Source organism: Pseudomonas marginalis, from assembly GCF_024169655.1.
Classification (GTDB): Bacteria; Pseudomonadota; Gammaproteobacteria; order Pseudomonadales; family Pseudomonadaceae; genus Aquipseudomonas; species Aquipseudomonas paraveronii.
In genome coordinates, this window is sequence record NZ_JALJWV010000001.1 from 1,586,213 (window position 1) to 1,610,264 (window position 24,052).

Below are 24,052 nucleotides of genomic sequence, written 5' to 3' on the forward strand. Positions count from 1 at the left end.
TGCAGCGAGAGCCCTGGCATGTGTGAATTATTGGGCATGAGTGCCAACGTCCCCACCGACATTGTGTTCAGCTTTACCGGGCTGATGCAGCGCGGCGGGCGTACCGGCCCCCACCGCGACGGTTGGGGCATCGCCTTCTATGAAGGCCGCGGCCTGCGCCTGTTCCAGGACCCGGCCGCGAGCAGCGAGTCGGAAGTCGCGTTGTTGGTGCAGCGTTATCCGATCAAAAGTGAAGTGGTGATCGGCCATATCCGCCAGGCCAACGTTGGCAAGGTATGCCTGTCCAATACCCACCCGTTCGTGCGCGAACTGTGGGGGCGTAACTGGTGCTTTGCGCACAACGGCCAATTGGCGGACTTCAACCCACGCGCCACGTTTTACCGCCCGGTGGGCGACACCGACAGCGAAGCGGCGTTCTGCGACTTGCTCAACCGGGTCCGCGAGGCGTTCCCGGAGCCGGTGGACATCGAGCAGATGCTGCCGGACCTGATCGCCGCCTGCGCCGAATATCGCAGCAAAGGTGTGTTCAACTGCCTGCTCAGCGACGGTGATTGGTTGTTTTGCTACTGCTCGACCAAACTGGCGCAGATTACCCGACGCGCCCCGTTTGGCCCGGCGCGCTTGAAAGATGTCGACGTGATCGTCGATTTTCAGGCCGAAACAACGCCTAATGATGTGGTCACGGTGATCGCCACCGAACCGCTGACCGACAACGAAAACTGGACCCGCTACGAACCGGGCCAGTGGAGCCTGTGGCGGCGCGGTGAATGCGTCAGCCAGGGCATTACCGAGTAAGGAAGTCGACTATGTTGCTCAGCTATCTGCGGTTGGTGTTGTTTGCCATTGGCTTGTTGGTCGGTGTGCAAGTGCCGGGGTTTATCAATGACTACGCCAAGCGCGTCGAAGCCCACCTGATCGAGGCCCAGACTGGCCTGCGCGGCTTTGAATCCACCGCGCAACAGTTCTTCAATGGCGACTTGCAGGCCCTGGTGGCCCACTACCGTGCCAGCGACGACCCGGTATTTCGCAGCGATGCCAATAGCCTCGGCACGTTGTTGGATCGCCAGTTGGCGTTGGACAAGCAATTCCAGGCCATGCAAGGCCCCTGGTACATTCGCGCATTGCAGGTAGCGGTCGCGGCCGACCCGGCGATCCGCCTGGAAACCTGGAACGGTTACAGCTACCAGATCCTGCTGACCCCCGAAGCCATGGGCTGGGGCCTGGGCGGCGCGATGTTGTTGTCGTTCGGCCTGGAGTGCCTGTTCCGCTTGATCGACTGGGTGGTGTTGGGCGGCAAGCGTCTGCGCCAGAGCCGGCCGATCGAAGAGCGCGACCTCAAGGGCCTCTAACGGCCGACACAAATCCAATGTGGGAGGGGGTCCAATGTGGGAGGGGGCTTGCCCCCTCCCACATTTGGATTGAGTTCCTTCAGTTGCTCATTACCATCCGCTCTTCGCCGACTTCCTCGGCATAGCGCGCCACCACTTTCTGGCACAGCCCGACAATCTCTTCGACCAGTTCCACCCCCACGCGCCACGACACCACGACCTGCAGGTTCGGTAAGCGTTGCGCCATCGGCAGCATCACCAGTTCCCCCCGTGCCAGCTCTTCGCGCACCAACACAGGCGGCAGTGCACCAATGCCGAAACCATCGCGCAGCAAGCGGGTAATGGCCGACACCGAATTCACGCAGTTCATACGCGGTGCGGCGACGCCGTTGGCCTGCATCAGGCTCAAGACATCCTGGTGCGGGTGGGAATTTTTCGAGTAGGTGATGATGCGCTCCTGGGCCAGTTCGGCGAGGGAGGCGTAGTCGCGGTTGTAGATCGACTGGCTGGCGACGATCCAGGCCATGGGGTGGCTGGCCAGTTCCAGGCTGCGCACGGTTTCCAGGCGCAGCAGGTCCGTTTGCAGGATCAGATCGAGGAAGCCTTTTTGCAGTTGATCGCTGAGGTTGAGTGCGGTATCGGCGACCAACTCGATTTCCACCCGTGGGAAATGGTCCATCAATTCGGCGACCAACGGGCTCAGCCAGGTGTGGATCACCGTGTCCATCGCACCGATACGAATCCGCCCGACCTTGCTGCTGGTGGTCTCCAGGGACTGTTTCAAGCCCTGCATGGTCACCATCATTTGCTCGGCGTAATCGAGTACCTTCAAGCCTTCCGGCGTCAGGCTGACGCCGCGTGAGTCACGCAGAAACAGTTTCACCCCCAGTTCGCTCTCCAGCACGGCGATGCGGCTGGAGATCGAGGCCTGGGTGGTGAACAGTTTCTCGGCGGTCAGGCGGAAACTCTTGAGCTTGGCCACCCAGACGAAGGTTTCGAGGAACTTCAAATTCATGGGATCAACTTTTTCTTATGCATGGATCGGTTTTTATTAGTTGGACGCCGCACCGGGCAAACGCCAAAAATCGAGCCGTTCCACGATAAGCGTCGTTGGGGTGTCAGGACAAGTTGCGAGTCTTGTGTAAAAGATCCCACACTACAAAAAAACAAAGCCTACAGGAGCAACCCGCGTGAGCCGCCTGCTATTGAATTGCGACATCGGCGAAAGTTTTGGCAACTGGACCCTGGGTCTGGACGCCGAGGTTATGCCGTTCATTGATTGCGCCAACGTGGCCTGCGGCTTCCATGCCGGTGATCCGAGCATCATGCGCAAGACCGTCAGCCTGGCGCTCAAGCATGGTGTGCTGGTCGGTGCGCACCCGGCGTATCAGGACCTGCAAGGTTTTGGCCGCCGTTCCATGGCCTACACGCCAGAGGAAATCCACGACCTGTTGCACTACCAGATCGGCGCGCTCGACGGCATCTGCCGCGCCCAGGGCGGACGGGTTAGCTACGTCAAACCCCATGGCGCGATGTACAACGACATGATGGCCAACCCCGCGCAGTTGCGTGCGGTGATCCAGGCTGTCGCCAGTTACGGCGACCTGCCGCTGATGCTGCTGGCCACCCGTGACAACAGCGCGGCCCAGGCGCTGGGCGACGAATACGGCGTGATCCTGTGGTTCGAGGCCTTCGCCGACCGTGCTTACGACAACCAGGGCCATCTGGTTTCGCGCCAATTGCCGGGCGCGGTACACCACGATACCGAGACCATCATCCAGCAATCCGTGACCATTTCCCGTGGCGAACCCTTGACCGCCAGCGACGGCAGCCCTTTGATCCTGCGGGCCAATACCCTGTGCGTGCATGGCGATAACGCCAGTTCGGTCGCCGCCGTGCAGCGCATTCGCGAGGCGTTGAAGTGCCAATGAAGCCACGCATCGAAGTGGTGGCCATCGACTGCTTGATGGTGCGTCTGTTTGAGGTGATCGCCGAAGCCAATATGCCGTGGATGCTTGCCGCTACCCAGCGTCTGCGGCAAGGGTTTGGCGCGGCGTTGGTGGACCTGGTGCCGTCCTACACCACCTTGATGGTGCATTACGATCTCACCGTGTTGAACCCGGCCCAGGCGCGGGAATTGATCGGCCAGGCCCTCACCGACCTGCAACCCCAGGCCCAGGGCAGCGGCCACTGCCATGTGCTGCCGGTGTGGTACGACCTGAGCGTCGGGCCAGAGCTGACCTTGCTCAGCCAGCGCAGTGGCCTGGCGGTCGATGAGGTGATCCGCCGCCACAGCGCCCACGAATACCAGGTGTTCGCCCTCGGCTTTGCCCCTGGTTTTGCCTTTATGGGGCTGGTGGATGAATGCCTCGCCACCCCCAGGCTTAACACCCCGCGCAAACGCGTGGCGGCCGGCAGTGTCGGCATCGCCGAACGGCAAACGGCCGCCTACCCAGTGGTCTCTCCCGGCGGCTGGAACCTGATCGGTCGCACCCCGACCCAGCTGTTCGACCGCGACCGCGACGGTTACAGCCTGATGCAGCCCGGCGATACGGTGCGCTTCGAGGCGGTCGACCACGCCGAATTCATCAAGTTGGGTGGCGATGACACGCCGTTGGAGGCGCAGGCATGAGCGGCTTGATCATTGAGGCCAGCACCCCGCTGTGCCTGTTGCAAGACACCGGCCGCTTTGGCGTGCGACACCTGGGCGTGACCCAGGGCGGCGCGCTGGATTGGGTGTCGATGTCCTGGGCCAATTGGCTGCTGGACAACGCCCTGGATGCGCCGGTGGTGGAAATTACCCTGGGCGGTTTTACCGTGCAGGCCGAGGACTATTGCCTGCTGGCCTTGGCCGGTGCGGACTTGGGCGCCTACATCGATGAGCGCGCCATCAGCCCCGGACGCAGTTTTATCCTGCAAAAGGGCCAGCGGCTGCGCTTTACCCAGCCGTTCAGCGGCGCGCGGGCCTACCTGGCGGCGCCGGGCGGGTTTGATGCGCCGCAGGTGCTGGGCAGCTGTGCCACCGTGGTGCGTGAGGAACTCGGCGGGCTGGACGGTTTCGGCAAACCGTTGGCGCAAGGCGGGCGACTGGCCTATTCCGGCACGGGCGGTGCGATGAAAGTGTTGAGCGCAATCGCATTGCCGGCCAAGGCGCCGTTGGATGTGATTGTCGGCGCGCAGATCGGCCAGTTCAGTGGGCAGAGTCTGTTCGATGCGTTCAACACCGAATGGACCCTCGACAGCCGCGCCGACCGTATGGGCATGCGTTTGCTGGGCACGCCGCTTGAATATCAGGGGCCGTCGTTGATCTCTGAGGGGATCCCGCTGGGCGCGATCCAGGTGCCGCCGGACGGGCAGCCGATTGTGTTGCTCAATGACCGGCAGACCATCGGCGGCTACCCGCGCCTGGGGGCGTTGACGCCGTTGGCATTGGCGCGGCTGGCGCAGTGTGTGCCGGGGGAGAAGGTGCGGTTGGTGCCGGTGGTGCAGGAGACGGCGCATAGGCAGCATGTGGACTTTTTGCGGCGGTTTACCGCAGCCTGAAGAACACTGAAATCCAAATTGTGGGAGGGGGCTTGCCCCCGATGGCAGTGTGTCAGTCAATAGATGTGTGACTGATACACCTCCATCGGGGGCAAGCCCCCTCCCACATTGGATTTTCGACTTTCCTGGGATCGGGGGTTACTTGGAAAGAAACCGCATGCCTTCTTCCAACCCGCGCAAGGTCAGCGGATACATCTGATCCTCGACCAACTCCCGCACAATCCCGGTCGACGCCGTATAACCCCAGGTGTCCTTGGGGTACGGGTTTATCCAGATCAGCTTCTTGTACTTGGCCATGAAGCGCTGCATCCACACATACCCTGGCTCTTCATTCCAATGCTCGACGCTGCCGCCGGCCTGGGTGATTTCATACGGCGCCATCGACGCGTCGCCGATAAAGATCACTTTGTAATCGGCGCCGTACTTGTGCAGCAGGTCCTGGGTGGAGGTGCGTTCCGAGGTGCGGCGCTGGTTGTTCTTCCATACCGACTCGTACACGAAGTTGTGGAAGTAGAAGTACTCCAGGTGCTTGAACTCGGTCTTGCACGCGGAGAACAGTTCTTCGCAGGTCTTCACATGGGCGTCCATCGAGCCGCCGATGTCGAACAGCAACAGCAGCTTGATGGTGTTGCGCCGCTCCGGACGCATCTGGATGTTCAGCAAGCCGGCATCGCGGGCGGTGTGGTCGATGGTGCCGTCGATATCCAGCTCTTCCGCTGCACCCTGGCGTGCGAACTTGCGCAGGCGGCGCAGGGCGATCTTGATGTTGCGCGTGCCCAGTTCCACCTGGTCGTCGAGGTTCTTGTACTCGCGCTGGTCCCAAACCTTGACCGCCTTGCCCTGGCGCTGGCCCGCATCGCCGACGCGGATGCCTTCCGGGTTGTAGCCGCCGGAGCCGAACGGGCTGGTGCCGCCGGTGCCGATCCATTTGTTGCCGCCGGCGTGGCGCTCTTTCTGTTCTTCCAGGCGTTTCTTGAATTCCTCGATCAGCTTGTCCAGGCCGCCGAGGGACTGGATCTGCGCGCGTTCTTCGTCGCTCAGCGAACGTTCGAACTCCTTGCGCAGCCAGTCTTCGGGGATCAGCGCCTGCAGGTGCTCGTCGAGCTTTTCCAGACCGTTGAAATAGGCGCTGAAGGCGCGGTCGAACTTGTCGAAATGGCGTTCGTCCTTGACCAGGATCGCCCGGGCCAAGTAGTAGAACTCGTCCATGTCGGCGAAGGTCACCCGCTGTTTCAGGGCGTTGATCAGGTCGAGCAGCTCGCGCACCGATACTGGCACTTTGGCCGCGCGCATTTCATTGAACAGGTTGAGCAACATGGCAGGTGCCCTTATCGGTTACCGCGACGGCTCATGAACGCCAGGCGCTCGAGCAATTGCACGTCCTGCTCGTTCTTCACCAGCGCACCGGCCAGGGGCGGGATGGCCTTGGTCGGGTCGCGTTCGCGCAGTACCGCTTCGCCGATATTGTCGGCCATCAGCAGCTTGAGCCAGTCGACCAGTTCGGAGGTGGAGGGCTTTTTCTTCAGGCCCGGCACTTTGCGCACGTCGAAGAACACGTCCAACGCTTCGCTGACCAGGTCTTTCTTGATGTTGGGGTAATGCACATCGACGATTTTTTGCAGGGTGGCGCGGTCGGGGAAGGCGATGTAATGGAAGAAGCAGCGGCGCAGGAACGCGTCCGGCAGCTCTTTTTCATTGTTGGAGGTGATGATGATGATCGGGCGCTTCTTGGCCTTGATGGTCTCGTCGATTTCGTAGACGTAGAACTCCATCTTGTCGAGTTCTTGCAGCAGGTCGTTGGGGAACTCGATGTCGGCCTTGTCGATTTCATCGATCAGCAGGATCACCCGCTCCTCGGACTCGAAGGCCTCCCAGAGCTTGCCCTTCTTCAGGTAATTGCGCACGTCGTGCACCTTGTCCACGCCCAACTGCGAGTCGCGCAGGCGGCTGACCGCATCGTACTCATACAGGCCCTGGTGGGCCTTGGTGGTGGACTTGATGTGCCAGGTGATCAGCTTGGCGCCGAAGGATTCGGCCAACTGCTCGGCGAGCATGGTCTTGCCGGTGCCCGGCTCGCCCTTGACCAGCAGCGGCCGCTCCAGGGTGATGGCCGCGTTGACGGCCAGTTTCAGGTCATCGGTGGCAACGTAGGCCTGGGTGCCTTCGAACTTCATCGGTCATTCCTCGAATTCATCAATGCCCGACTATACCGTGCGGCCCCGGCGACTGTGAACGCAGACGGGTTATTCAGTCTCTGAATGGCCAGTCACGCCTGCGCTCAGTCGATCGAAGGCGTGGTCGTTCCAGGGGCCGTTCTGCGGGCTTTGTAGGAGATTGACTGTTGTGATGTCTCCGACGTTCCTCTGACTGGACGCTTTGGAAGACGAGGCATACCCTTGGGGCTTTCTTCAAGCCGCCTCAAGGACCCGTCATGAGCCGCATTTTTGCAGACAACGCGCACTCCATCGGTAACACGCCTCTGGTTCAGATCAACCGCATCGCACCGCGTGGCGTGACCATCCTGGCCAAGATCGAAGGGCGTAACCCGGGTTATTCGGTGAAGTGCCGCATTGGCGCGAACATGATCTGGGACGCGGAAAGCACCGGCAAACTCAAGCCGGGCATGACCATTGTCGAACCGACCTCGGGCAACACCGGTATCGGCCTGGCGTTCGTCGCCGCCGCCCGTGGTTACAAACTGGTACTGACCATGCCCGCGTCGATGAGCATCGAACGCCGCAAAGTGCTCAAGGCCCTGGGCGCCGAACTGGTGCTGACCGAGCCGGTCAAGGGCATGAAGGGCGCAATCGACAAAGCCGCGGAAATCCTCGCCAGCGACCCGGCCACCTACTACATGCCGGCGCAGTTCGAAAACCCGGCCAACCCGGCGATCCATGAAAAAACCACCGGCCCGGAAATCTGGAACGACACCGACGGCGCCGTTGACGTGTTGGTGGCGGGCGTGGGCACCGGCGGTACCATTACGGGGGTGTCGCGCTATATCAAGAACACCGCAGGCAAGCCGATTCTGTCGGTGGCCGTCGAACCGATCGTATCGCCGGTGATCACCCAGGCGCTGGCCGGTCAAGAGATCAAGCCCAGCCCGCACAAGATCCAGGGCATTGGCGCCGGGTTCGTGCCGAAGAACCTCGACCTGTCGATGATCGACCGCGTGGAGCTGGTGAGCGACGACGAATCCAAGGCCATGGCCCTGCGCCTGATGCGGGAAGAGGGGATTCTGTGCGGGATCTCCTGCGGTGCGGCGATGGCGGTCGCCGTGCGCCTGGCCGAGAAGCCGGAAATGCAGGGCAAGACCATCGTGGTGATCCTGCCGGACTCCGGCGAGCGCTACCTGTCGAGCATGCTGTTCAGTGATTTGTTTACCGATCAAGAAAACCAGGCTTGATGCAAATCAGCGTGAGGGCGGGGGCCTTATGCATAATTGGCCCACCCTCGCGCCGTTTTAAACGCTGATTGTTGGACTGCGCGGGTTTTTCCCGAGGTCCGGAGTGTTTATCATGGCCGGCTGCTACGTCTGGTTTCCCCTCGACGGGAGGTTGTTGGCCAGGCGCTTATTTCCAGGAGTTGCTGCATGACCTTTTCTTTGGCCGCCAAACTGTCGGTGTTGCTGGTGTTTATCGGCAGTACGCTGTACGTGCACCTGCGCGGCAAGGCCCGTTTGCCGATGTTGCGCCAGTTCGTCAATCACTCGGCGCTGTTTGCCCCGTATAACGCCTTGATGTACCTGTTCTCGGCCGTGCCGTCCAAGCCGTACCTGGACCGCAGCAAGTTCCCGGAACTGGACGTGCTCAAGGACAACTGGGAAGTGATCCGCGAAGAGGCCATGCACCTGTTCGACGAGGGTTACATCCGCGCTGCCGAAAAGAATAACGACGCCGGCTTCGGTTCGTTCTTCAAGAAGGGCTGGAAGCGTTTCTACCTCAAGTGGTACGACAAACCGCTGCCGTCGGCCGAGGCCCTGTGCCCGAAAACCGTAGCGCTGGTCAGCAGCATCCCCAACGTCAAGGGCGCGATGTTCGCGCTGTTGCCGGGCGGCAGTCACCTCAACCCGCACCGCGACCCGTTTGCCGGTTCCCTGCGTTATCACCTGGGGCTGTCTACACCGAACTCCGATGATTGCCGCATCTTCGTCGATGGCCAGGAATACGCCTGGCGTGACGGTGAAGACGTGATGTTCGACGAAACCTACGTACATTGGGTGAAGAACGAGACGGAAAAGACGCGTGTGATCCTGTTCTGCGACATCGAACGTCCGCTGAGCAATCCCCTGATGACCCGCATCAACCGCTGGGTCAGCGCGCAACTGGGCCACGCCACCGCGCCGCAGAACGTGGATGACGAACGCGTCGGCGGTATCAACCAGGCCTATGCCTGGAGCAAGTCGTTCAGCGACAAGATCAGCAGTGTGGTCAAGCAGTGGAAGCGCAAGCATCCCAAGGCCTACCGCGTTGCGCGGCCGGTGCTGGCGGTTGTCGTCTTGGTACTGCTGTGGAAGTGGCTCTTCGGCTGATCTCGGTTTTTCCAGCTTGAAATGCAATCAAAATGTGGGAGGGGGCTTGCCCCCTCCCACATTTGATTTACAGCGTCGCCTAAGAGGCGATCAACTGGCGCAGCACATAGTGCAGGATGCCCCCGGCCTTGAAGTATTCCACTTCATTGAGGGTATCGATCCGGCACAGCACGTCGATCTTCTCGCTGCTGCCATCCTCGCGGGTAATCACCAGGGTCAGGTTCATGCGCGGCACGATCTCCACAGCGGTCAAACCGAGGATGTCGATCTTCTCCTTACCGGTGAGCTTGAGCGCCTTGCGGTTCTGGTCCAGCTTGAACTGCAAGGGCAGCACGCCCATACCCACCAGGTTGGAGCGGTGAATCCGCTCGAAGCTCTCGGCAATCACCGCCTTGACCCCCAGCAGGTTGGTGCCCTTGGCCGCCCAGTCGCGGCTTGAGCCGGTGCCGTATTCCTGGCCGGCGATCACTACCAGCGGTGTGGCGGATGCCTGGTATTTCATGGCCGCGTCGTAGATCGGCATTTTCTCGCCGGTGGGGATATACAGCGTGTTGCCGCCTTCCTCGCCGCCGAGCATTTCATTGCGGATACGGATATTGGCGAAGGTGCCGCGCATCATCACTTCATGGTTGCCCCGGCGTGAGCCGTAGGAGTTGAAGTCACGCGGTTCCACGCCTTGTTCGCGCAGGTAGCGACCGGCGGGGCTGTCGGCCTTGATGTTGCCGGCAGGGGAGATGTGGTCGGTGGTCACCGAATCGCCCAGCAGGGCCAGGATGTTGGCAGCGTTGATGTCTTTGATCACCGGCAGCGGGCCGGCGATGTCGTCGAAGAACGGCGGGTGCTGGATGTAGGTGGAATCCTTCTGCCACACGTAGGTCGCGGCCTGCGGCACTTCAATCGCTTGCCACTGTGCGTCACCGGCAAACACCTCGGCGTATTCCTTGTGGAACATGCTGGTGCTGACCTGGGCGACGGCGTCGGCAATTTCCTGGCTGCTCGGCCAGATGTCCTTCAGGTACACCGGATTGCCTTGCTGGTCGTTGCCCAACGGTTCGCGGCTGATATCGATGCGCACTGTACCGGCCAACGCATACGCCACCACCAGCGGCGGCGAGGCCAGCCAGTTGGTTTTCACCAGCGGGTGGACGCGGCCTTCGAAGTTGCGGTTGCCGGACAGCACCGACGCCACGGCAAGGTCGGCTTTCTGGATGGCTTTTTCAATCGGCTCGGGCAACGGGCCGGAGTTGCCGATGCAGGTGGTGCAGCCATAACCCACCAGGTCAAAGCCGAGCTTGTCCAGGTATTGAGTGAGGCCGGCGGCCTTGTAGTAGTCGGTGACCACTTTGGAGCCGGGGGCCAGGGAGGTTTTCACCCAGGGTTTGCGGGTCAGGCCTTTTTCCACGGCCTTTTTCGCCACCAGCCCGGCCGCCATCATCACGCTGGGGTTGGAGGTGTTGGTGCAGGAGGTGATGGCGGCGATGACCACGGCGCCGTTTTTCAGGCGATAGGTGTGGCCGTCATCTTCATAGTCGGTCTCGCCTACCAGGTCGGCATTGCCCACGGCCACACCGCCACCGCCTTCGCTTTCCAGGCGGCCTTCTTCCTTGTTGGTCGGTTTGAATTGCAGGTCGAGGAAGTCGCTGAACGCCTGGCTGACATCCGGCAGCGATACGCGGTCTTGCGGGCGTTTCGGCCCGGCGAGGCTGGCTTCGACGCTGCCCATGTCCAGGGCCAGGCTGTCGGTGAATACCGGCTCCTGGCCGGCGTTGCGCCACAGGCCCTGGGCCTTGGTGTAGGCCTCGACCAGTTTGACGGTCTGCACAGGACGACCGGACAAGCGCAGGTAGTCCAGGGTTACCTCATCCACCGGGAAAAAGCCGCAGGTTGCGCCGTATTCCGGGGCCATGTTGGCGATGGTGGCACGGTCCGCCAGGGGCAGGTCGGCGAGGCCGTCACCATAGAACTCGACGAATTTGCCGACCACACCTTTCTTGCGCAGCATCTGGGTGACGGTCAGCACCAGGTCGGTGGCGGTGATGCCTTCTTTCAATTTGCCGGTGAGCTTGAAGCCGATCACTTCCGGAATCAGCATCGACACCGGCTGGCCGAGCATCGCCGCTTCCGCTTCGATCCCGCCCACGCCCCAGCCGAGCACGCCGAGGCCGTTGATCATGGTGGTGTGGGAATCGGTGCCGACCAGGGTGTCGGGGAAGGCGTAGGTACGGCCGTCTTCATCCTTGGTCCACACGGTGCGGCCGAGGTATTCGAGGTTGACCTGGTGGCAGATGCCGGTGCCCGGCGGCACCACGCTGAAGTTGTCGAAGGCGCTCTGGCCCCAGCGCAGGAAGGCGTAGCGTTCGCCATTGCGCTGCATTTCGATGTCGACGTTTTGCTCGAACGCGCCGGTAGTACCGAACTTGTCGACCATCACCGAGTGGTCGATCACCAGGTCCACCGGCGACAGCGGGTTGATGCGCTGCGGGTCGCCCCCGGCCTTGGCCACGGCGGCGCGCATGGCGGCCAGGTCGACCACGGCGGGCACCCCGGTAAAATCTTGCATCAGCACGCGGGCCGGGCGGTACTGGATCTCGCGGTCGGACTGGCGCTCTTTGAGCCAGGCGGCGATGGCTTTGAGGTCGGCGCCGGTGACGGTCTTGTTGTCTTCCCAGCGCAGCAGGTTTTCCAGCAGCACTTTGAGGGACATCGGCAGCTTATCCAGGTCACCCAGGCTCTTGGCGGCTTCGGGCAGGCTGAAATAGTGATAAGTCTTGTCGTCGATTTGCAGGGTTTTAAGGGTTCTCAGGCTATCAATGGATGACATTACATGACTCCTTATGGTCCGCACGGCTACGGACCTGACGGGACGAACAGAGCTATCAAACTAGCGCTGTTTTCAGTAGCTGGCTAATTACTGGACTCTATGGACAGATCCAAGGTTCCGAAGTCAGCTATCATGCGCGCGTTTTCATGACAGACATTGCGATAGCGCATGTCCGTTGAGTCGCCAGGAGAATTGATGAACACCCTTTTTATGCACTGCCGCCCGGGTTTTGAAGGCGAGGTCTGTTCCGAGATCGCGGAGCACGCCGCGCGCCTGAACGTTTCCGGCTACGCCAAGGCCAAGACCGGCAGCGCTTGCGCCGAATTTGTCTGCACCGAAGAAGACGGCGCCCAGCGCCTGATGCACGGCCAGCGGTTTGCCGAGCTGATCTTCCCGCGACAATGGGCACGCGGGGTGTTCATCGACCTGCCGGAAACCGACCGCATCAGCGTGATCCTCGCGCACCTGCGCGATTTTCCGGTGTGCGGCAGCCTGTGGCTGGAGATGGTCGACACCAACGACGGCAAGGAACTGTCGAACTTCTGCAAGAAATTCGAAGTCCACCTGCGCAAAGCCTTGCTCAACGCCGGCAAACTGGTGGACGAGCCGAGCAAGCCACGCCTGCTGCTGACCTTCAAGAGCGGCCGCGAAGCGTTCATCGGCTTGGCCGAATCGAACAACTCGGCGATGTGGCCAATGGGCATCCCGCGCCTGAAATTCCCCCGCGACGCACCCAGCCGCTCGACCCTGAAGCTGGAAGAGGCCTGGCACCACTTCATCCCCCGCGACCAGTGGGACGAGCGCCTGCATGGCGACATGACGGGCGTCGACCTGGGCGCCGCGCCCGGCGGCTGGACCTGGCAGTTGGTCAACCGGGGCATGCTGGTGACCGCCATCGACAACGGGCCCATGGCCGAAAGCCTGATGGACACTGGCCTGGTGCAACACTTGATGGCCGACGGCTTCACCTTTGTGCCCAAGCAGCCGGTGGACTGGATGGTGTGTGACATCGTCGAAAAACCGGCACGCAACGCGGCCTTGCTGGAAACCTGGATCGGCGAAGGCTATTGCCGTGAAGCGGTGGTCAACCTGAAACTGCCGATGAAACAGCGTTATGCCGAGGTCAAGCGTTTGCTCGAGCGCATCGAAGACGGCTTCAAGGCACGCGGCATTCGCGTGGAGATCGGCTGCAAGCAGCTGTACCACGACCGCGAGGAAGTGACCTGCCACCTGCGCCGCCTGGTGGATGTGAAGAAAACCAAGGCCCGTTAAACTGAGCGCCTGCTGCAGGAGTAATCAATGAGCGATATGACCGACACTGCCGTCGACGGCACCCTTGATGCAACGGGCCTCAACTGCCCGGAGCCGGTGATGATGCTGCACCAGCACATCCGCGACCTGCCGCCTGGCGGTCTGCTCAAGGTGATCGCGACCGACCCGTCGACCCGCCGCGACATTCCCAAGTTCTGCGTGTTCCTCGACCACGAACTGGTGGCTCAGCAGGAGCAGGCCGGTACGTACCTGTACTGGATTCGCAAGAAGTCGGCTTAACCCCGCGCCTTGTCCCGGCGAATGCGCCGGCGTGCGCTGCGCGCCAGGCGCACCAGCAACATCCCCGCCGCACAGCTCAGGCCCACGATCAGCCCCTGCCACAAACCGCTGGGGCCGCTCGGCTCGCCCAACCAGTCGGTCAGCCCCAGGGCGTAACCCACCGGCAACCCCACGCCCCAGTAGGCAAACAGGGTCAGCACCATGGTCACCCGGGTGTCCTGATAGCCGCGCAACGCGCCGGCGGCGGTGACCTGGATCGAGTCGGAAAACTGGAACAGCGCTGAAAACACGATCAGCGTCGACGCCAGGTGGATCACCACGGGGTCCGGGGTGTAGATCGTCGCGATCTGTTCGCGGAACAACAGCATCAGGCTGCAGGACAGGCAGGCATACACCAGCGCCGTGCCCATGCCGACGCCAGCGGCAAAGCGCGCTTCGCGCGGCTGGTCACGGCCGAGGGCCTGGCCGACGCGCACGGTGACGGCCATGCTCAGGGAGTAGGGGATCATGAACACCAGGGAGCTGACGTTCAGGGCGATCTGATGGCCGGAGACCACTGTGGCGCCCAGGCTGCCGATCAGCAGGGCGATCACCGCGAAGATGCTCGATTCGGCAAAGATCGCGATGCCGATTGGCAGGCCAATGCCCAATACGCGCTTGATCACCGCCCATTGCGGCCAATCGAAACGCTTGAACAGTTCGCTGCTCTGGTACGCCGGCCCCCAGCGCGTCCAGCCTGCCAGGCCGAGCGTCATCACCCACATCGCAATGCCCGTGGCCCAGCCGCAGCCCGCGCCGCCCATGGCCGGCACGCCCAAATGGCCATAGATGAAGATGTAGTTCAGCGGGATATTCAGCGCCAACCCGCACAGGCCCATGACCATGCTCGGTCGTGTGCGGCCCAGGCCATCACTGAAACAGCGCAACACGTAATACACCGCAACGGCCGGCATGCCTGCGGCGATGCCGTGCAGGTAGCCCATGGACGGTTTGATCAGGTCGGGTTCAACCTTCATCGCGTGCAGGATGGGTTCGGCGCTGAGCAGCAACAGCGACGCGGTGATGCCGACCACCACCGCCAGCCACAGGGATTGGCGCACCAGTGGCCCGATCTCGCTATGCTGGCCGGCGCCGTAGCGCTGGGCGACTTTCGGCGTGGTGGCCAGCAAGGTACCGGTCATCAGCAGGTACACCGGAATCCAGATCGAATTGCCCAGGCCCACCGCCGCCAGGTCTTGCGGGCTGACGCGCCCGGCCATCACGGCGTCGACGAAGCTCATCGCGGTGGTTGCCAGTTGGCCGATCATGATCGGCACGGCGAGTCTCAGCAGGCCACGCACTTCCCGGCTGATGCGGGCGGGACGGGTGAGGGTGGCGGAGGCAGTGTTCACGTACAGATGTCCAAAAAAGAGCGCAGGACGGCGGATTCTACGCGTTGACACAGCGGTCAGGAAAAAACCTGTGTTAACGATTTGTAAGCGATCCTCCAGGCCGCGCAATTCGCTGTGGGCGCTGGCAAGCCGGCTCCCACCTTCGATCTGCGGTGGAACACCGAACGCATCCCTGTACACTGCTGATCCGCCAAAGGAGCCTGCCATGCTGATTGTTGCCGACGAAAATATTCCGCTGCTCGATGCTTTCTTCCAAGGATTTGGCGAAATCCGCCGGGTGCCCGGCCGTTCCATTGACCGCGCCACCGTCGAACAGGCCGATGTACTGCTGGTGCGCTCGGTGACCAACGTCAACCGGGCCTTGCTCGAAGGTTCCAAGGTGCGCTTTGTCGGCACCTGCACCATCGGCACCGATCATTTGGACCTCGATTATTTCAATCGGGCCGGTATTCAATGGTCCAGCGCGCCCGGCTGCAATGCCCGTGGCGTGGTGGACTATGTGCTGGGCAGCTTGCAGACCCTGGCCGAAATCGAAGGGGCCGACCTCAATCAGCGTACTTACGGTGTCGTCGGCGCCGGTGAAGTGGGCGGGCGGCTGGTCAAGGTGCTCAAGGGCCTGGGCTGGAACGTGCTGGTCTGCGACCCGCCGCGGCAGATCGCCGAAGACGGTGACTACGTCAGCCTGGAGCAGATCATCGAGCAATGCGACGTGATCAGCCTGCACACGCCGTTGACCAAGTCCGGCAATGGTTCCACCTGGCACTTGCTCGATCGCGAGCGCCTCAACCGTCTCAAGCCCGGTGCCTGGCTGATCAACGCCAGCCGTGGCCCGGTGGTGGACAACGCCGCCCTGCGCGACGTGCTGCTTTCGCGTGAAGACCTGCAAGCGGTGCTGGATGTGTGGGAAGGCGAGCCTGAAGTGGATGTCGACCTGGCCGACCTCTGCGTGCTGGCCACCCCGCACATCGCCGGTTACAGCCTGGACGGCAAGCAGCGTGGCACGGCGCAGATCTACCAGGCGTTTTGTGCGCATCTGGGTCAGGCACCCGCGATTGAACTGAGCGATTTGCTGCCGCCGCCGTGGCTGGCCGAGGTTCACTTGAATGCGTCTACCGACCCGGCCTGGGCGCTGGCGACGTTATGCCGCAGCGTGTACGACCCGCGTCGCGACGATGCGGATTTCCGTCGCAGCCTCGTGGGAACGGTGGATGAGCAACGCAAGGCGTTCGACCTGTTGCGCAAGCACTATCCGGAGCGCCGTGAGATCGATGGCTTGAAGGTGCGTATCCATGGGCAATCGGCGCTGTTGTCTGGCATCGTCGAGGCATTGGGCGCTGAGCTGCTGTAGGAACGAGGTCACAAAAAAACCGGCCATCAAGGCCGGTTCTGAAAGAGCGTGGGCGCTTCAGCCTTGCTGGGCAGGCTTGACCAGTCGCTGTTCCAGCTCACGGCACGCTTGCTGGATCATCTCTTCGGTAATCTGCACTTCGCGGCCTTGGGCGTCGATGACGGAGCAAGGCAGGTATTGCGGTTGGCGGATTACTTCAATCTTGGCATCGCTGCTGTTTTGCAAGGTCATGGCCTGTCTCCTCATCAGGTTGTGTACCAACTTTAACCCCCCTGCGTGACCAAGCTGTTACAACTCCTTGCAAGATCATCGCTTCGAATACCCAGTCCACCAGAAACCGTTACAAATTTCCAGACGGGCGTTAGACCGATAACCTCTAGGGGCCAATGTCGGCGGGCATAATTAACCCGACTCATTGTTATTTACCCAAGTTCCCCCAATGTTATCTGCAGGTTCCTATCTCCCATCATCAGGTGATGCCCTCCATGTTCTCAGTCCGTCAACGCCGTGCAATTCGCCTGGCCAGCCGCTTCATTGCGCCCTACCGCTGGCAGGCGCTCGGTGCGTTGGTGGCGCTGATCGTCACCGCGGGTATCACCTTGTCCATGGGGCAGGGCATTCGCCTGCTGGTGGACCAGGGGTTCATGACCCAATCGCCGCACTTGCTCAACCAGTCTATCGGCCTGTTCATGATCCTGGTGCTGGGCCTGGCCGTCGGCACGTTTGCGCGGTTTTACCTGGTGTCGTGGATCGGTGAGCGGGTGGTGGCTGACATTCGCCGGCAGGTGTTCAATCACCTGATCTACCTGCATCCGGGTTTTTATGAAAACAACCGCAGCTCGGAAATCCAGTCGCGGTTGACCACCGACACCACCCTGTTGCAATCGGTGATCGGCTCCTCGTTGTCGCTGTTCCTGCGCAACGCCTTGATGGTCATCGGTGGCATCGTGCTGCTGTTTGTCACCAATCCCAAGCTCACCAGCATCGTTGTGGTGGCGCTGCCGCTGGTGCTGGCGCCGATCCTGATTTTCGGCCGCCGCGTGCGCAGCCTGTCGCGCTTGAGCCAGGACCGCATTGCCGACGTCGGCAGCTACGTGTCCGAGACGCTCGGCCAGATCAAGACCGTGCAGGCCTATAACCACCAGGCGCAGGACGAACAACGCTTTGCCGTGACCGTCGAAGACGCCTTCGCCACGGCGCGCAAACGCATCGCCCAGCGCGCCTGGCTGATCACCCTGGTGATCATGCTGGTGCTCGGTGCTGTCGGGGTGATGCTGTGGGTTGGCGGGATGGACGTGATCAGCGGGCGCATTTCCGGCGGCGAGCTGGCGGCGTTTGTGTTCTACAGCCTGATCGTCGGCAGCGCCGTCGGCACGTTGAGCGAAGTGCTCGGCGAGTTGCAGCGCGCCGCCGGTGCGGCGGAGCGGATCGGCGAGTTGCTGCAGTCGAACAACGAGATCCAGGCGCCCGCCAGCGGCACCGTGCAGTTACCAGACCGCGTCAGCGGCCGTATGGAGCTGCAAGACCTGCGCTTTTCCTACCCCTCGCGGCCGGACACTTACGCCATCGACGGTTTGAGCCTGACCATCAATCCCGGTGAAACCCTGGCGCTGGTGGGGCCGTCCGGTGCGGGCAAATCGACGATTTTTGATCTGCTGCTGCGCTTTTATGATCCCCAGCACGGTCGCATCCTGCTCGAAGGCCACCCGCTGACCGAACTCGACCCCCAGGACCTGCGCCGCCACTTCGCCCTGGTGTCCCAGAGCCCGGCGCTGTTTTTCGGCAGCGTTGAAGACAACATCCGCTATGGCAACCCGACCGCCACCCGCGAGCAGGTCGAAGCCGCCGCGCGCATCGCCCATGCCCACGACTTCATCCTGCAAATGCCCGATGGTTACCAGACCCACCTCGGCGACGCCGGCATGGGCCTCTCCGGCGGCCAACGGCAACGCCTGGCCATCGCCCGCGCGCTGCTGGTGGACGCGCCGATCCTGCTGCTGGACGAAGCCACCAGCGCCCTCGACGCGCAGAGTGAACACCTGATCCAGCAGGCGCTGCCGCAACTGATGCATGGCCGCACCACGCTGGTTATCGCGCATCGCCTGGCGACGGTGAAGCATGCGGACCGGATTGCCGTGATGGACCAGGGCAAGCTGGTGGCGATCGGCACGCATCAGCAGTTGATCGCGAGTAACCCGCTGTATGCGCGGTTGGCGGCGTTGCAGTTCAGCGATGGCGTGGAGGAACAGGCTGCGCACTGAAATCACCGCGCATAAAAATGCCCGCATCCTTCGATGCGGGCATTTTTGTGTGTGCGTCAGGCTTTATTGATCATCGAAGTAACGCTCGTGCCAGTCCACCAACGGCTGTGGCGAATTGAGCTTCTGCCCGTAGATCACCGAATAAGACAGCACGTTCTGCACATACTGGCGGGTTTCGTCGAACGGGATGCTTTCCACCCACACGTCGAAACTCAGGTGATCGGCACCGCGCAGCCACTGGCGCACGCGGCCGGGGCCGGCGTTGTAGGCGGCGGAAGCGAGGACGCGGTTGCCGTTGAATTGGCTATGCACCTGGCTCAGGTAAGCCGCACCGAGCTGGATGTTTTTGTCCGGGTCGAGCACCTGGGCCGGGGAGGCCAGCGGGATGCTGAACTTGCGCGCAGTGTCTTTGGCAGTGCCGGGCATCAGTTGCATCAGGCCGCTGGCGCCGACGCCGGAGCGGGCGTCGTCCATGAACGCGCTTTCCTGGCGGGTGATGGCGAACACCCAGCTCGAATGCAGGCCGCGTACCTTGGCTTCGCGCACCAGGGTGTCGCGGTGGGCCATCGGGAAGCGGATGTCGAGGTCATCCCAGTACTGCGCCTGGCTGATGGTACGGATCGCCGGGAAGTACCACTTCATGTCGTAGGCCAACCTGGCCTGGGCGACCATTTCGTCGCGGTTGAAGTGACGGCTGACGTGGTACCACTCGCGGCGGCCATCGACCACCTGGCCACGCGCATAGAACTCCAGGGCGCGGCGCACGCCGGGGGTGTTGCGCACTTTGTTGATCAGCGCCTGGCTCATCAGCAGCGGCTTGTTGATCAACTGGTACGGGGCTCTGGAGCGGTCGGCGGCGAGGAAACCGTAGAAATCCCGCTCCCGCGACAGGTTCTTGTACAGCACCAGGGCTTGCGGGTTTTTCGGCTCGGCCAATTCAAGGCTGCGGGCCTGCCAGTAGCGCCAGCGGTTGGTGGTGGCCAAGTCTTGTGGGAGTTTGCGCGTGAGTTGGTAGGCGTCTTCCCAGCGAGCCAGGCGCAACAGCAGGCGCAGGCGCCATTCGGACACGGTGTTGTCGCGCAGTTCGGGGTCGTACTTGGTCATCACCTCAAGGGCGCGTGGGTCAAAGCGCTTGGCCAGGGTCAGGCCAATCTCGCGGGCAATCGCCACTTTTTCGTCACGGGAGAAGTGCATGCTGGTGGCGTAGCCGTCGAGCATGGCCATGGCCTTGTCCGGGTCCTGGCGCGCCAGACGGCGCAGGCCCAGGCCCACGGCGTCAGACATCGCCTCGGTGGCCGGCAGGAAGCGCGACGGGTCGCTGAGCATCTCGGGCTTTTGCGCCACGTCCACCATCAGGCGGCCTTGGGCGCCGAGGGTCGGCAGGCTTTTCACCAGGCTGTTGGCCAGCGCGTAGTTGCGGGCTTCGGCGGCGAGCTTGGCGCGGTCCCAGATTTTCTGTTCGGTGAGTTGGCCATCTGAGGCCCACTGCGCAAAGGTGGCATCACAGGCCGCCGGTTGGGATTTGCCAGTCAGCCAGAGTTTCTCGGCGGTCTTGTAGCCTTCGGCCTTCAGATTGTGCGTGAGCTGGAACTGGCCATGCAGGCAATCGAGCTCGACGAAGTTGAGCTTGGGGTCGTAGTACTTTTCAAAGGTCTGCCAGTCGCCACGGTCGGCCAGCCAGCGCAACCAACGCAGCTTCATCCAGTTGGCTTGGGGCAGGTCGCCGTTTTTAGCGAGGAATTGTTCGATTTCCTCGTTGCTGGCGGTCTTCAGGCGGGCGGTCAACTCGTCGTAGGCCAGGTACGGCGTCAGCGGATAATCGGCCAGGGCCTGGCTGTATTGCATGTACGGCCCGGTATCGCCTTTGGCCAGGGCGCGTTTGGCCTCATCGTAATATTGACGTTGGGTAGTGATGTCCACGGCCAGGGCGGATTGAGCGGCAGTGGCGGTAAGAAGCAGACAAGATAAAAAGTTGAAAAGGCGACTGCGCATGAGACGTCCGTGCAGAGAAATCACGACTAGCGCCGGCATCGCCGACACTCATTGCCTCTAGCTTAGCCTTTTGCCAGCGGCCGGTGAAAGCTTTGCTGACCGGTTCGTTCAAGTTCGCCGAAATTGTCCTACAGAACGCGTCAGTAGCGAAAATGCCGACCGCATCCCACCCTCAACTCAGGTAGAATGCGCGCCCAGTTTTTGGAGAAGCGTATGACCCTGCTCAAATTCAGCGATGTGTCCCTTGCTTTCGGCGCTATGCCGTTGTTGGACAAGGTGTCCTGGCAGATCGCCCGTGGTGAGCGGGTGTGCATCATCGGCCGCAACGGCACCGGTAAATCCAGCATGATGAAGCTGGTAAAGGGCGACCAGAAGCCCGATGAAGGCTCTGTTTGGCGTGCCCCCGGCCTCAAGATTGGTGAATTGCCGCAGGAATTGCCGGTGGCCGACGGACGGACAGTGTTCGACGTGGTCGCCGAAGGCCTCGACGGCGTTGGCGCGTTGCTCGCCCAGTACCATCACCTGGCGCAGAACTGCGTCACCGAAGAAGATCTGGACAAGCTGATGCACGTCCAGCAAGACCTCGAAGCCCGTGACGGCTGGCGCTTGCAGCAGTTGGTGGACAGCACCCTGAGCCGCCTGCAACTGCCGGCCGACAAGACCCTCGCCGAATTGTCCGGTGGCTGGCGTCGTCGCGTGCTGCTGGCCCAGGCCCTGGTGTCCGAGCCGGACCTGCTGCTGCTCGACGAACCGACCAACCACTTGGACATCGGTGCGATTGCCTGGCTCGAAGAAGCCCTCAAGGATTTCCAGGGTGCCGTGCTGTTCATCACGCACGACCGATCCTTCCTGCAGAACCTGGCGACACGCATCCTCGAACTGGACCGTGGTGGCCTGATCGACTGGAACGGCGACTACGCCAGCTTCCTGGTCCACAAGGAGGCCACCCTGGCCGCCGAAGATACCGCCAACGCTTTGTTCGACAAGCGTCTGGCCCAGGAAGAAGTGTGGATTCGCCAGGGCATCAAGGCGCGCCGCACCCGTAACGAAGGCCGTGTACGCGCACTCAAAGCCCTGCGCGTTGAGCGCGGTGAGCGTCGCGAGCGCACCGGCAAGGCCAACATCATGCTGGAAACCGCCGATAAGTCCGGCAAACAGGTGATGGTGCTGGATAACGTTAGCTTCCATCACCCGGACGGTCCGTTCCTGATCAAGGACTTCTCCATGGTCCTGCAGCGCGGCGACCGCATCGGCCTGCTCGGCGCCAACGGCACCGGCAAGACCACGTTGCTCAAGCTGATGCTCAGCGGCCTGCAGCCGACCAGCGGTAAAGTGGAAGAGGGTACGCGCATCGACGTGGCCTACTTCGACCAGTTGCGTCACCAGTTGGACCTGGAAAAAACCGTGATCGACAACGTCGCCGAAGGCCGCGACTTTATCGATATCGACGGCCAGAGCCGCCATGTACTGAGCTACCTGGGCGACTTCCTGTTCAGCCCGCAGCGCGCCCGAACGCCGGTCAAGGCCTTGTCCGGTGGTGAGCGCGCGCGCTTGCTGCTGGCCAAGCTGTTCAGCAAGCCGGCCAACTTGCTGGTCCTCGACGAACCGACCAACGACCTCGACGTGGAAACCCTCGAGCTGCTGGAAGAGGTCCTGCTGACCTTCAACGGCACCGTGCTGATGGTCAGCCACGACCGGGCATTCCTCGACAACGTGGTCACCAGCACCCTGGTCTTCGAAGGTGAGGGCAAGGTGCGCGAGTACGTCGGTGGTTACCAGGACTGGCTGCGCCAGGGCGGCTCGCCGCGCCTGTTGGGCGTGACCGAGAGCAAGTCCGGCAAGGCCGACTTGAGCTCCGCCGTCGTGGCCCCTGTGGCCGCCGCTGCACCGGCTGCGGAAGCCGCGCCTGCCGCGAAGAAGAAACTCAGCTACAAGCTGCAGCGTGAGCTGGAAGCCCTGCCTGGTGAAATCGACGCCAAGGAGCAGCAGATCGCCGCGGTCGAAGCGGAAATGGCTGACGCGGGTTTTTACCTGCGTCCGGCGGCGGAAACTGCCAAGGTCATCGCGTCCCTGGAAACATTGAACCAGGAGCTGGAAGGGTTGGTTGAGCGTTGGGCCGAGCTGGATGCCTGATTGATTCCAATGCATTAAAAAACCCGGTGTTCATCTGATGAACACCGGGTTTTTTATAGGAGATGAGTTCAAATGTGGGAGCAAGCAAGCCCCCTCCCACATTGGATCTCCATCGGTCTTACGAGCTTTTTACCAGCTTCACCGCCAGCACATCGCACGGTGCGCCGTGCAGTACGTCATTGGCGGTGGAACCCAGCAGCAATGCCAGCCCGTGACGGCCATGGCTGCCGACCACGATCAGGTCGCAGCCCTGTTCCTTGGCCAGGTGATGGATTTCCTGGCGCGGCTGACCATAGGTCAGGTGGCTCTGATCTTTTTTCAGGGTCGGGTACTTGGCGATCAGGCGCTCAAGGCGTTCCTTGGCTTGATCGAATTGCTGCTGTTGCAATTGAGACAGGTCCATCGGCACGTCGCCGCCAAAGGCCATGGCCATCGGTTCGACGATATGCACCAGGGACAGCTTCGCAGTGTCGCCAGCCAGATCCACGGCGCGCTTGATCACTGGATCGCACTCTTCGGTCAGGTCGACGGCGACCAGAATATGTTCGTATGACATGGGGCGTTCCTCCAGGGGACTGCAATAAGTTCAGTATGGCTGCTTTCAAGCGGATGGGGTTGCGTCAGGTCAAATCCGCTCATCTAGAAATTCGGGAGTACACATATGACGGTCTGGATAGTGGTGTCAATCCTCGCGGTGGTTTTGAGCCCCCTGGCATGGCTGCGCCCGTCGCCTCATCAGAGCGGGCGCATGGCCCTGCGCATGGAGGCGCGCCGTATGGGCCTGGCGATGCAACTGTCGCCTCAGGAGTGGCCGCACTGGCTCAAGCAGGAGCCACCGAGCCCGTGCGCGCAATACCACCGGCCACGGCGCGGCAAGGTTCCTGCGCTATGGAGTTACTGGCAGTTGGAGCCTGGGGTGTGGGTCAATCAATGGCAGGAACCGTGCGTGGATGAGACGTTGTTGGCGCATTTTGCGACGCTGCCGGCCAACGTCTACAAAGTCGAGGCGGACCGGCAAATGATCGCATTGTGCTGGGGCGAGAAGGGCGAGGTGAGTGATCTGCAGGCCATTGATACGTTGCTCAAGGCCCTGGCCTGAACGCCAGGCAATAAAAAAGCCCGACATCATCATCGGGCGGGGTTGGCCAGGCAG

Annotated in this window: 21 protein-coding genes; 13 read left to right on the forward strand and 8 right to left on the reverse strand. The window is 61.9% G+C overall.

Translation table 11 applies throughout. The features are described 5' to 3' along the window. The first annotated feature begins 18 nt into the window (after positions 1–18). Together J2Y83_RS07120 and J2Y83_RS07125 are read left to right on the forward strand one after the other, a co-directional pair. A complete protein-coding gene (locus J2Y83_RS07120; protein WP_105696746.1) occupies positions 19–795 on the forward strand; it encodes a class II glutamine amidotransferase in 777 nt (258 codons plus the stop codon). An 11-nt stretch (positions 796–806) separates the two neighbouring features. Further along, positions 807–1,349 (forward strand): DUF2937 family protein, encoded by a 543-nt coding sequence (locus J2Y83_RS07125; RefSeq protein WP_017848756.1) that lies wholly within the window; start codon positions 807–809, stop codon positions 1,347–1,349. A gap of 79 nt (positions 1,350–1,428) precedes the next feature. Here J2Y83_RS07125 and J2Y83_RS07130 read toward each other — a convergent pair whose 3' ends face one another. After that, on the reverse strand, positions 1,429–2,343 hold the full coding sequence (locus tag J2Y83_RS07130) for a LysR family transcriptional regulator (protein ID WP_253394095.1): 915 nt from the start codon (positions 2,341–2,343) through the stop codon (positions 1,429–1,431). 175 nt (positions 2,344–2,518) lie between these two features. Between J2Y83_RS07130 and J2Y83_RS07135 the strand changes: the two genes are divergently transcribed. From J2Y83_RS07135 to J2Y83_RS07145, 3 genes are read left to right on the forward strand one after another with little or no spacing between them, the layout of a single operon-like run. Further along, entirely contained in the window at positions 2,519–3,259 is a 741-nt protein-coding gene (locus J2Y83_RS07135; RefSeq protein WP_253394097.1) for a 5-oxoprolinase subunit PxpA, read from the forward strand. Continuing rightward, the gene (locus J2Y83_RS07140; protein ID WP_253394099.1) at positions 3,256–3,960 is read left to right on the forward strand and encodes a 5-oxoprolinase subunit B family protein; all 705 of its coding nucleotides are present in this window, start codon (positions 3,256–3,258) and stop codon (positions 3,958–3,960) included. Before J2Y83_RS07135 ends, J2Y83_RS07140 begins: the two co-directional genes overlap by 4 nt. After that, positions 3,957–4,871 (forward strand): biotin-dependent carboxyltransferase family protein, encoded by a 915-nt coding sequence (locus J2Y83_RS07145; RefSeq protein WP_253394101.1) that lies wholly within the window; start codon positions 3,957–3,959, stop codon positions 4,869–4,871. The genes J2Y83_RS07140 and J2Y83_RS07145 overlap by 4 nt, the downstream gene beginning before the upstream one ends. 138 nt (positions 4,872–5,009) lie before the next feature. Here the strand turns inward: J2Y83_RS07145 and J2Y83_RS07150 are convergent, their stop codons facing one another. After that, positions 5,010–6,188 carry a vWA domain-containing protein gene (locus tag J2Y83_RS07150; RefSeq protein ID WP_253394103.1) on the reverse strand — a complete coding sequence of 393 codons (1,179 nt, stop codon included), beginning with the start codon at positions 6,186–6,188 and terminating at the stop codon, positions 5,010–5,012. 11 nt (positions 6,189–6,199) lie between these two features. After that, on the reverse strand, positions 6,200–7,045 hold the full coding sequence (locus J2Y83_RS07155) for an AAA family ATPase (RefSeq protein ID WP_253394105.1): 846 nt from the start codon (positions 7,043–7,045) through the stop codon (positions 6,200–6,202). A 257-nt stretch (positions 7,046–7,302) separates the two neighbouring features. On the opposite strand from J2Y83_RS07155, the gene cysK reads away from it, so the two are divergent. Together cysK and J2Y83_RS07165 are read left to right on the forward strand one after the other, a co-directional pair. Then, complete coding sequence (gene cysK / locus J2Y83_RS07160) at positions 7,303–8,277, forward strand: cysteine synthase A (protein ID WP_253394106.1); 975 nt, start codon at positions 7,303–7,305, stop codon at positions 8,275–8,277. A gap of 186 nt (positions 8,278–8,463) precedes the next feature. Next, the gene (locus J2Y83_RS07165) at positions 8,464–9,402 is read left to right on the forward strand and encodes an aspartyl/asparaginyl beta-hydroxylase domain-containing protein (protein ID WP_253394107.1); all 939 of its coding nucleotides are present in this window, start codon (positions 8,464–8,466) and stop codon (positions 9,400–9,402) included. A 79-nt stretch (positions 9,403–9,481) separates the two neighbouring features. Here the strand turns inward: J2Y83_RS07165 and acnA are convergent, their stop codons facing one another. After that, on the reverse strand, positions 9,482–12,223 hold the full coding sequence (acnA, locus tag J2Y83_RS07170; protein WP_253394108.1) for an aconitate hydratase AcnA: 2,742 nt from the start codon (positions 12,221–12,223) through the stop codon (positions 9,482–9,484). 195 nt (positions 12,224–12,418) lie between these two features. Here acnA and rlmM point away from each other — a divergent pair, with 195 nt between their 5' ends. Both rlmM and tusA read left to right on the forward strand, forming a co-directional pair. After that, positions 12,419–13,495, forward strand: coding sequence for a 23S rRNA (cytidine(2498)-2'-O)-methyltransferase RlmM (gene rlmM, locus J2Y83_RS07175; protein ID WP_253394109.1), 1,077 nt, complete (start codon positions 12,419–12,421; stop codon positions 13,493–13,495). A gap of 27 nt (positions 13,496–13,522) precedes the next feature. Then, positions 13,523–13,774, forward strand: a complete 252-nt coding sequence (gene tusA / locus J2Y83_RS07180; RefSeq protein ID WP_373423728.1) for a sulfurtransferase TusA — start codon at positions 13,523–13,525, stop codon at positions 13,772–13,774. On the opposite strand, the gene J2Y83_RS07185 is transcribed toward tusA, so the two are convergent. Next, entirely contained in the window at positions 13,771–15,165 is a 1,395-nt protein-coding gene (locus tag J2Y83_RS07185) for an MATE family efflux transporter (protein ID WP_253394110.1), read from the reverse strand. The two genes, tusA and J2Y83_RS07185, sit on opposite strands and share 4 nt — an antisense overlap. Positions 15,166–15,370: 205 nt before the next feature. Here J2Y83_RS07185 and pdxB point away from each other — a divergent pair, with 205 nt between their 5' ends. Continuing rightward, complete coding sequence (gene pdxB, locus J2Y83_RS07190; protein WP_253394111.1) at positions 15,371–16,513, forward strand: 4-phosphoerythronate dehydrogenase PdxB; 1,143 nt, start codon at positions 15,371–15,373, stop codon at positions 16,511–16,513. 57 nt (positions 16,514–16,570) lie between these two features. Here pdxB and J2Y83_RS07195 read toward each other — a convergent pair whose 3' ends face one another. Continuing rightward, positions 16,571–16,744, reverse strand: coding sequence for a PA1571 family protein (locus tag J2Y83_RS07195; protein ID WP_247407196.1), 174 nt, complete (start codon positions 16,742–16,744; stop codon positions 16,571–16,573). A 245-nt stretch (positions 16,745–16,989) separates the two neighbouring features. Here J2Y83_RS07195 and J2Y83_RS07200 point away from each other — a divergent pair, with 245 nt between their 5' ends. Further along, positions 16,990–18,774, forward strand: coding sequence for an ABC transporter ATP-binding protein/permease (locus tag J2Y83_RS07200; RefSeq protein ID WP_253394112.1), 1,785 nt, complete (start codon positions 16,990–16,992; stop codon positions 18,772–18,774). A 63-nt stretch (positions 18,775–18,837) separates the two neighbouring features. Here the strand turns inward: J2Y83_RS07200 and J2Y83_RS07205 are convergent, their stop codons facing one another. Next, the gene (locus J2Y83_RS07205) at positions 18,838–20,766 is read right to left on the reverse strand and encodes a transglycosylase SLT domain-containing protein (RefSeq protein ID WP_253394113.1); all 1,929 of its coding nucleotides are present in this window, start codon (positions 20,764–20,766) and stop codon (positions 18,838–18,840) included. Positions 20,767–20,979: 213 nt separating this feature from the next. Between J2Y83_RS07205 and J2Y83_RS07210 the strand changes: the two genes are divergently transcribed. Further along, entirely contained in the window at positions 20,980–22,899 is a 1,920-nt protein-coding gene (locus tag J2Y83_RS07210) for an ATP-binding cassette domain-containing protein (protein ID WP_253394114.1), read from the forward strand. Positions 22,900–23,017: 118 nt separating this feature from the next. Here J2Y83_RS07210 and J2Y83_RS07215 read toward each other — a convergent pair whose 3' ends face one another. Then, the gene (locus tag J2Y83_RS07215; protein ID WP_253394115.1) at positions 23,018–23,455 is read right to left on the reverse strand and encodes a universal stress protein; all 438 of its coding nucleotides are present in this window, start codon (positions 23,453–23,455) and stop codon (positions 23,018–23,020) included. Between the two features lie 105 nt (positions 23,456–23,560). On the opposite strand from J2Y83_RS07215, the gene J2Y83_RS07220 reads away from it, so the two are divergent. Beyond that, on the forward strand, positions 23,561–23,998 hold the full coding sequence (locus J2Y83_RS07220; RefSeq protein WP_253394116.1) for a hypothetical protein: 438 nt from the start codon (positions 23,561–23,563) through the stop codon (positions 23,996–23,998). Positions 23,999–24,052: the final 54 nt, after the last annotated feature.

Excerpts from the sequence above, each read along its gene's own strand:
- J2Y83_RS07150 (WP_253394103.1), bottom strand. The coding sequence starts at position 6,188 with ATGTTGCTCAACCTGTTCAATGAAATGCGCGCGGCCAAAGTGCCAGTA.
- J2Y83_RS07215 (WP_253394115.1), bottom strand. The coding sequence starts at position 23,455 with ATGTCATACGAACATATTCTGGTCGCCGTCGACCTGACCGAAGAGTGC.
- J2Y83_RS07165 (WP_253394107.1), top strand. The coding sequence starts at position 8,464 with ATGACCTTTTCTTTGGCCGCCAAACTGTCGGTGTTGCTGGTGTTTATC.
- J2Y83_RS07200 (WP_253394112.1), top strand. The coding sequence starts at position 16,990 with ATGCCCTCCATGTTCTCAGTCCGTCAACGCCGTGCAATTCGCCTGGCC.
- J2Y83_RS07155 (WP_253394105.1), bottom strand. The coding sequence starts at position 7,045 with ATGAAGTTCGAAGGCACCCAGGCCTACGTTGCCACCGATGACCTGAAA.
- J2Y83_RS07145 (WP_253394101.1), top strand. The coding sequence starts at position 3,957 with ATGAGCGGCTTGATCATTGAGGCCAGCACCCCGCTGTGCCTGTTGCAA.
- rlmM (WP_253394109.1), top strand. The coding sequence starts at position 12,419 with ATGAACACCCTTTTTATGCACTGCCGCCCGGGTTTTGAAGGCGAGGTC.
- cysK (WP_253394106.1), top strand. The coding sequence starts at position 7,303 with ATGAGCCGCATTTTTGCAGACAACGCGCACTCCATCGGTAACACGCCT.
- J2Y83_RS07140 (WP_253394099.1), top strand. The coding sequence starts at position 3,256 with ATGAAGCCACGCATCGAAGTGGTGGCCATCGACTGCTTGATGGTGCGT.
- pdxB (WP_253394111.1), top strand. The coding sequence starts at position 15,371 with ATGCTGATTGTTGCCGACGAAAATATTCCGCTGCTCGATGCTTTCTTC.
- J2Y83_RS07195 (WP_247407196.1), bottom strand. The coding sequence starts at position 16,744 with ATGACCTTGCAAAACAGCAGCGATGCCAAGATTGAAGTAATCCGCCAA.
- J2Y83_RS07210 (WP_253394114.1), top strand. The coding sequence starts at position 20,980 with ATGACCCTGCTCAAATTCAGCGATGTGTCCCTTGCTTTCGGCGCTATG.
- J2Y83_RS07125 (WP_017848756.1), top strand. The coding sequence starts at position 807 with ATGTTGCTCAGCTATCTGCGGTTGGTGTTGTTTGCCATTGGCTTGTTG.
- J2Y83_RS07220 (WP_253394116.1), top strand. The coding sequence starts at position 23,561 with ATGACGGTCTGGATAGTGGTGTCAATCCTCGCGGTGGTTTTGAGCCCC.
- acnA (WP_253394108.1), bottom strand. The coding sequence starts at position 12,223 with ATGTCATCCATTGATAGCCTGAGAACCCTTAAAACCCTGCAAATCGAC.
- tusA (WP_373423728.1), top strand. The coding sequence starts at position 13,523 with ATGAGCGATATGACCGACACTGCCGTCGACGGCACCCTTGATGCAACG.
- J2Y83_RS07205 (WP_253394113.1), bottom strand. The coding sequence starts at position 20,766 with ATGCGCAGTCGCCTTTTCAACTTTTTATCTTGTCTGCTTCTTACCGCC.
- J2Y83_RS07130 (WP_253394095.1), bottom strand. The coding sequence starts at position 2,343 with ATGAATTTGAAGTTCCTCGAAACCTTCGTCTGGGTGGCCAAGCTCAAG.
- J2Y83_RS07120 (WP_105696746.1), top strand. The coding sequence starts at position 19 with ATGTGTGAATTATTGGGCATGAGTGCCAACGTCCCCACCGACATTGTG.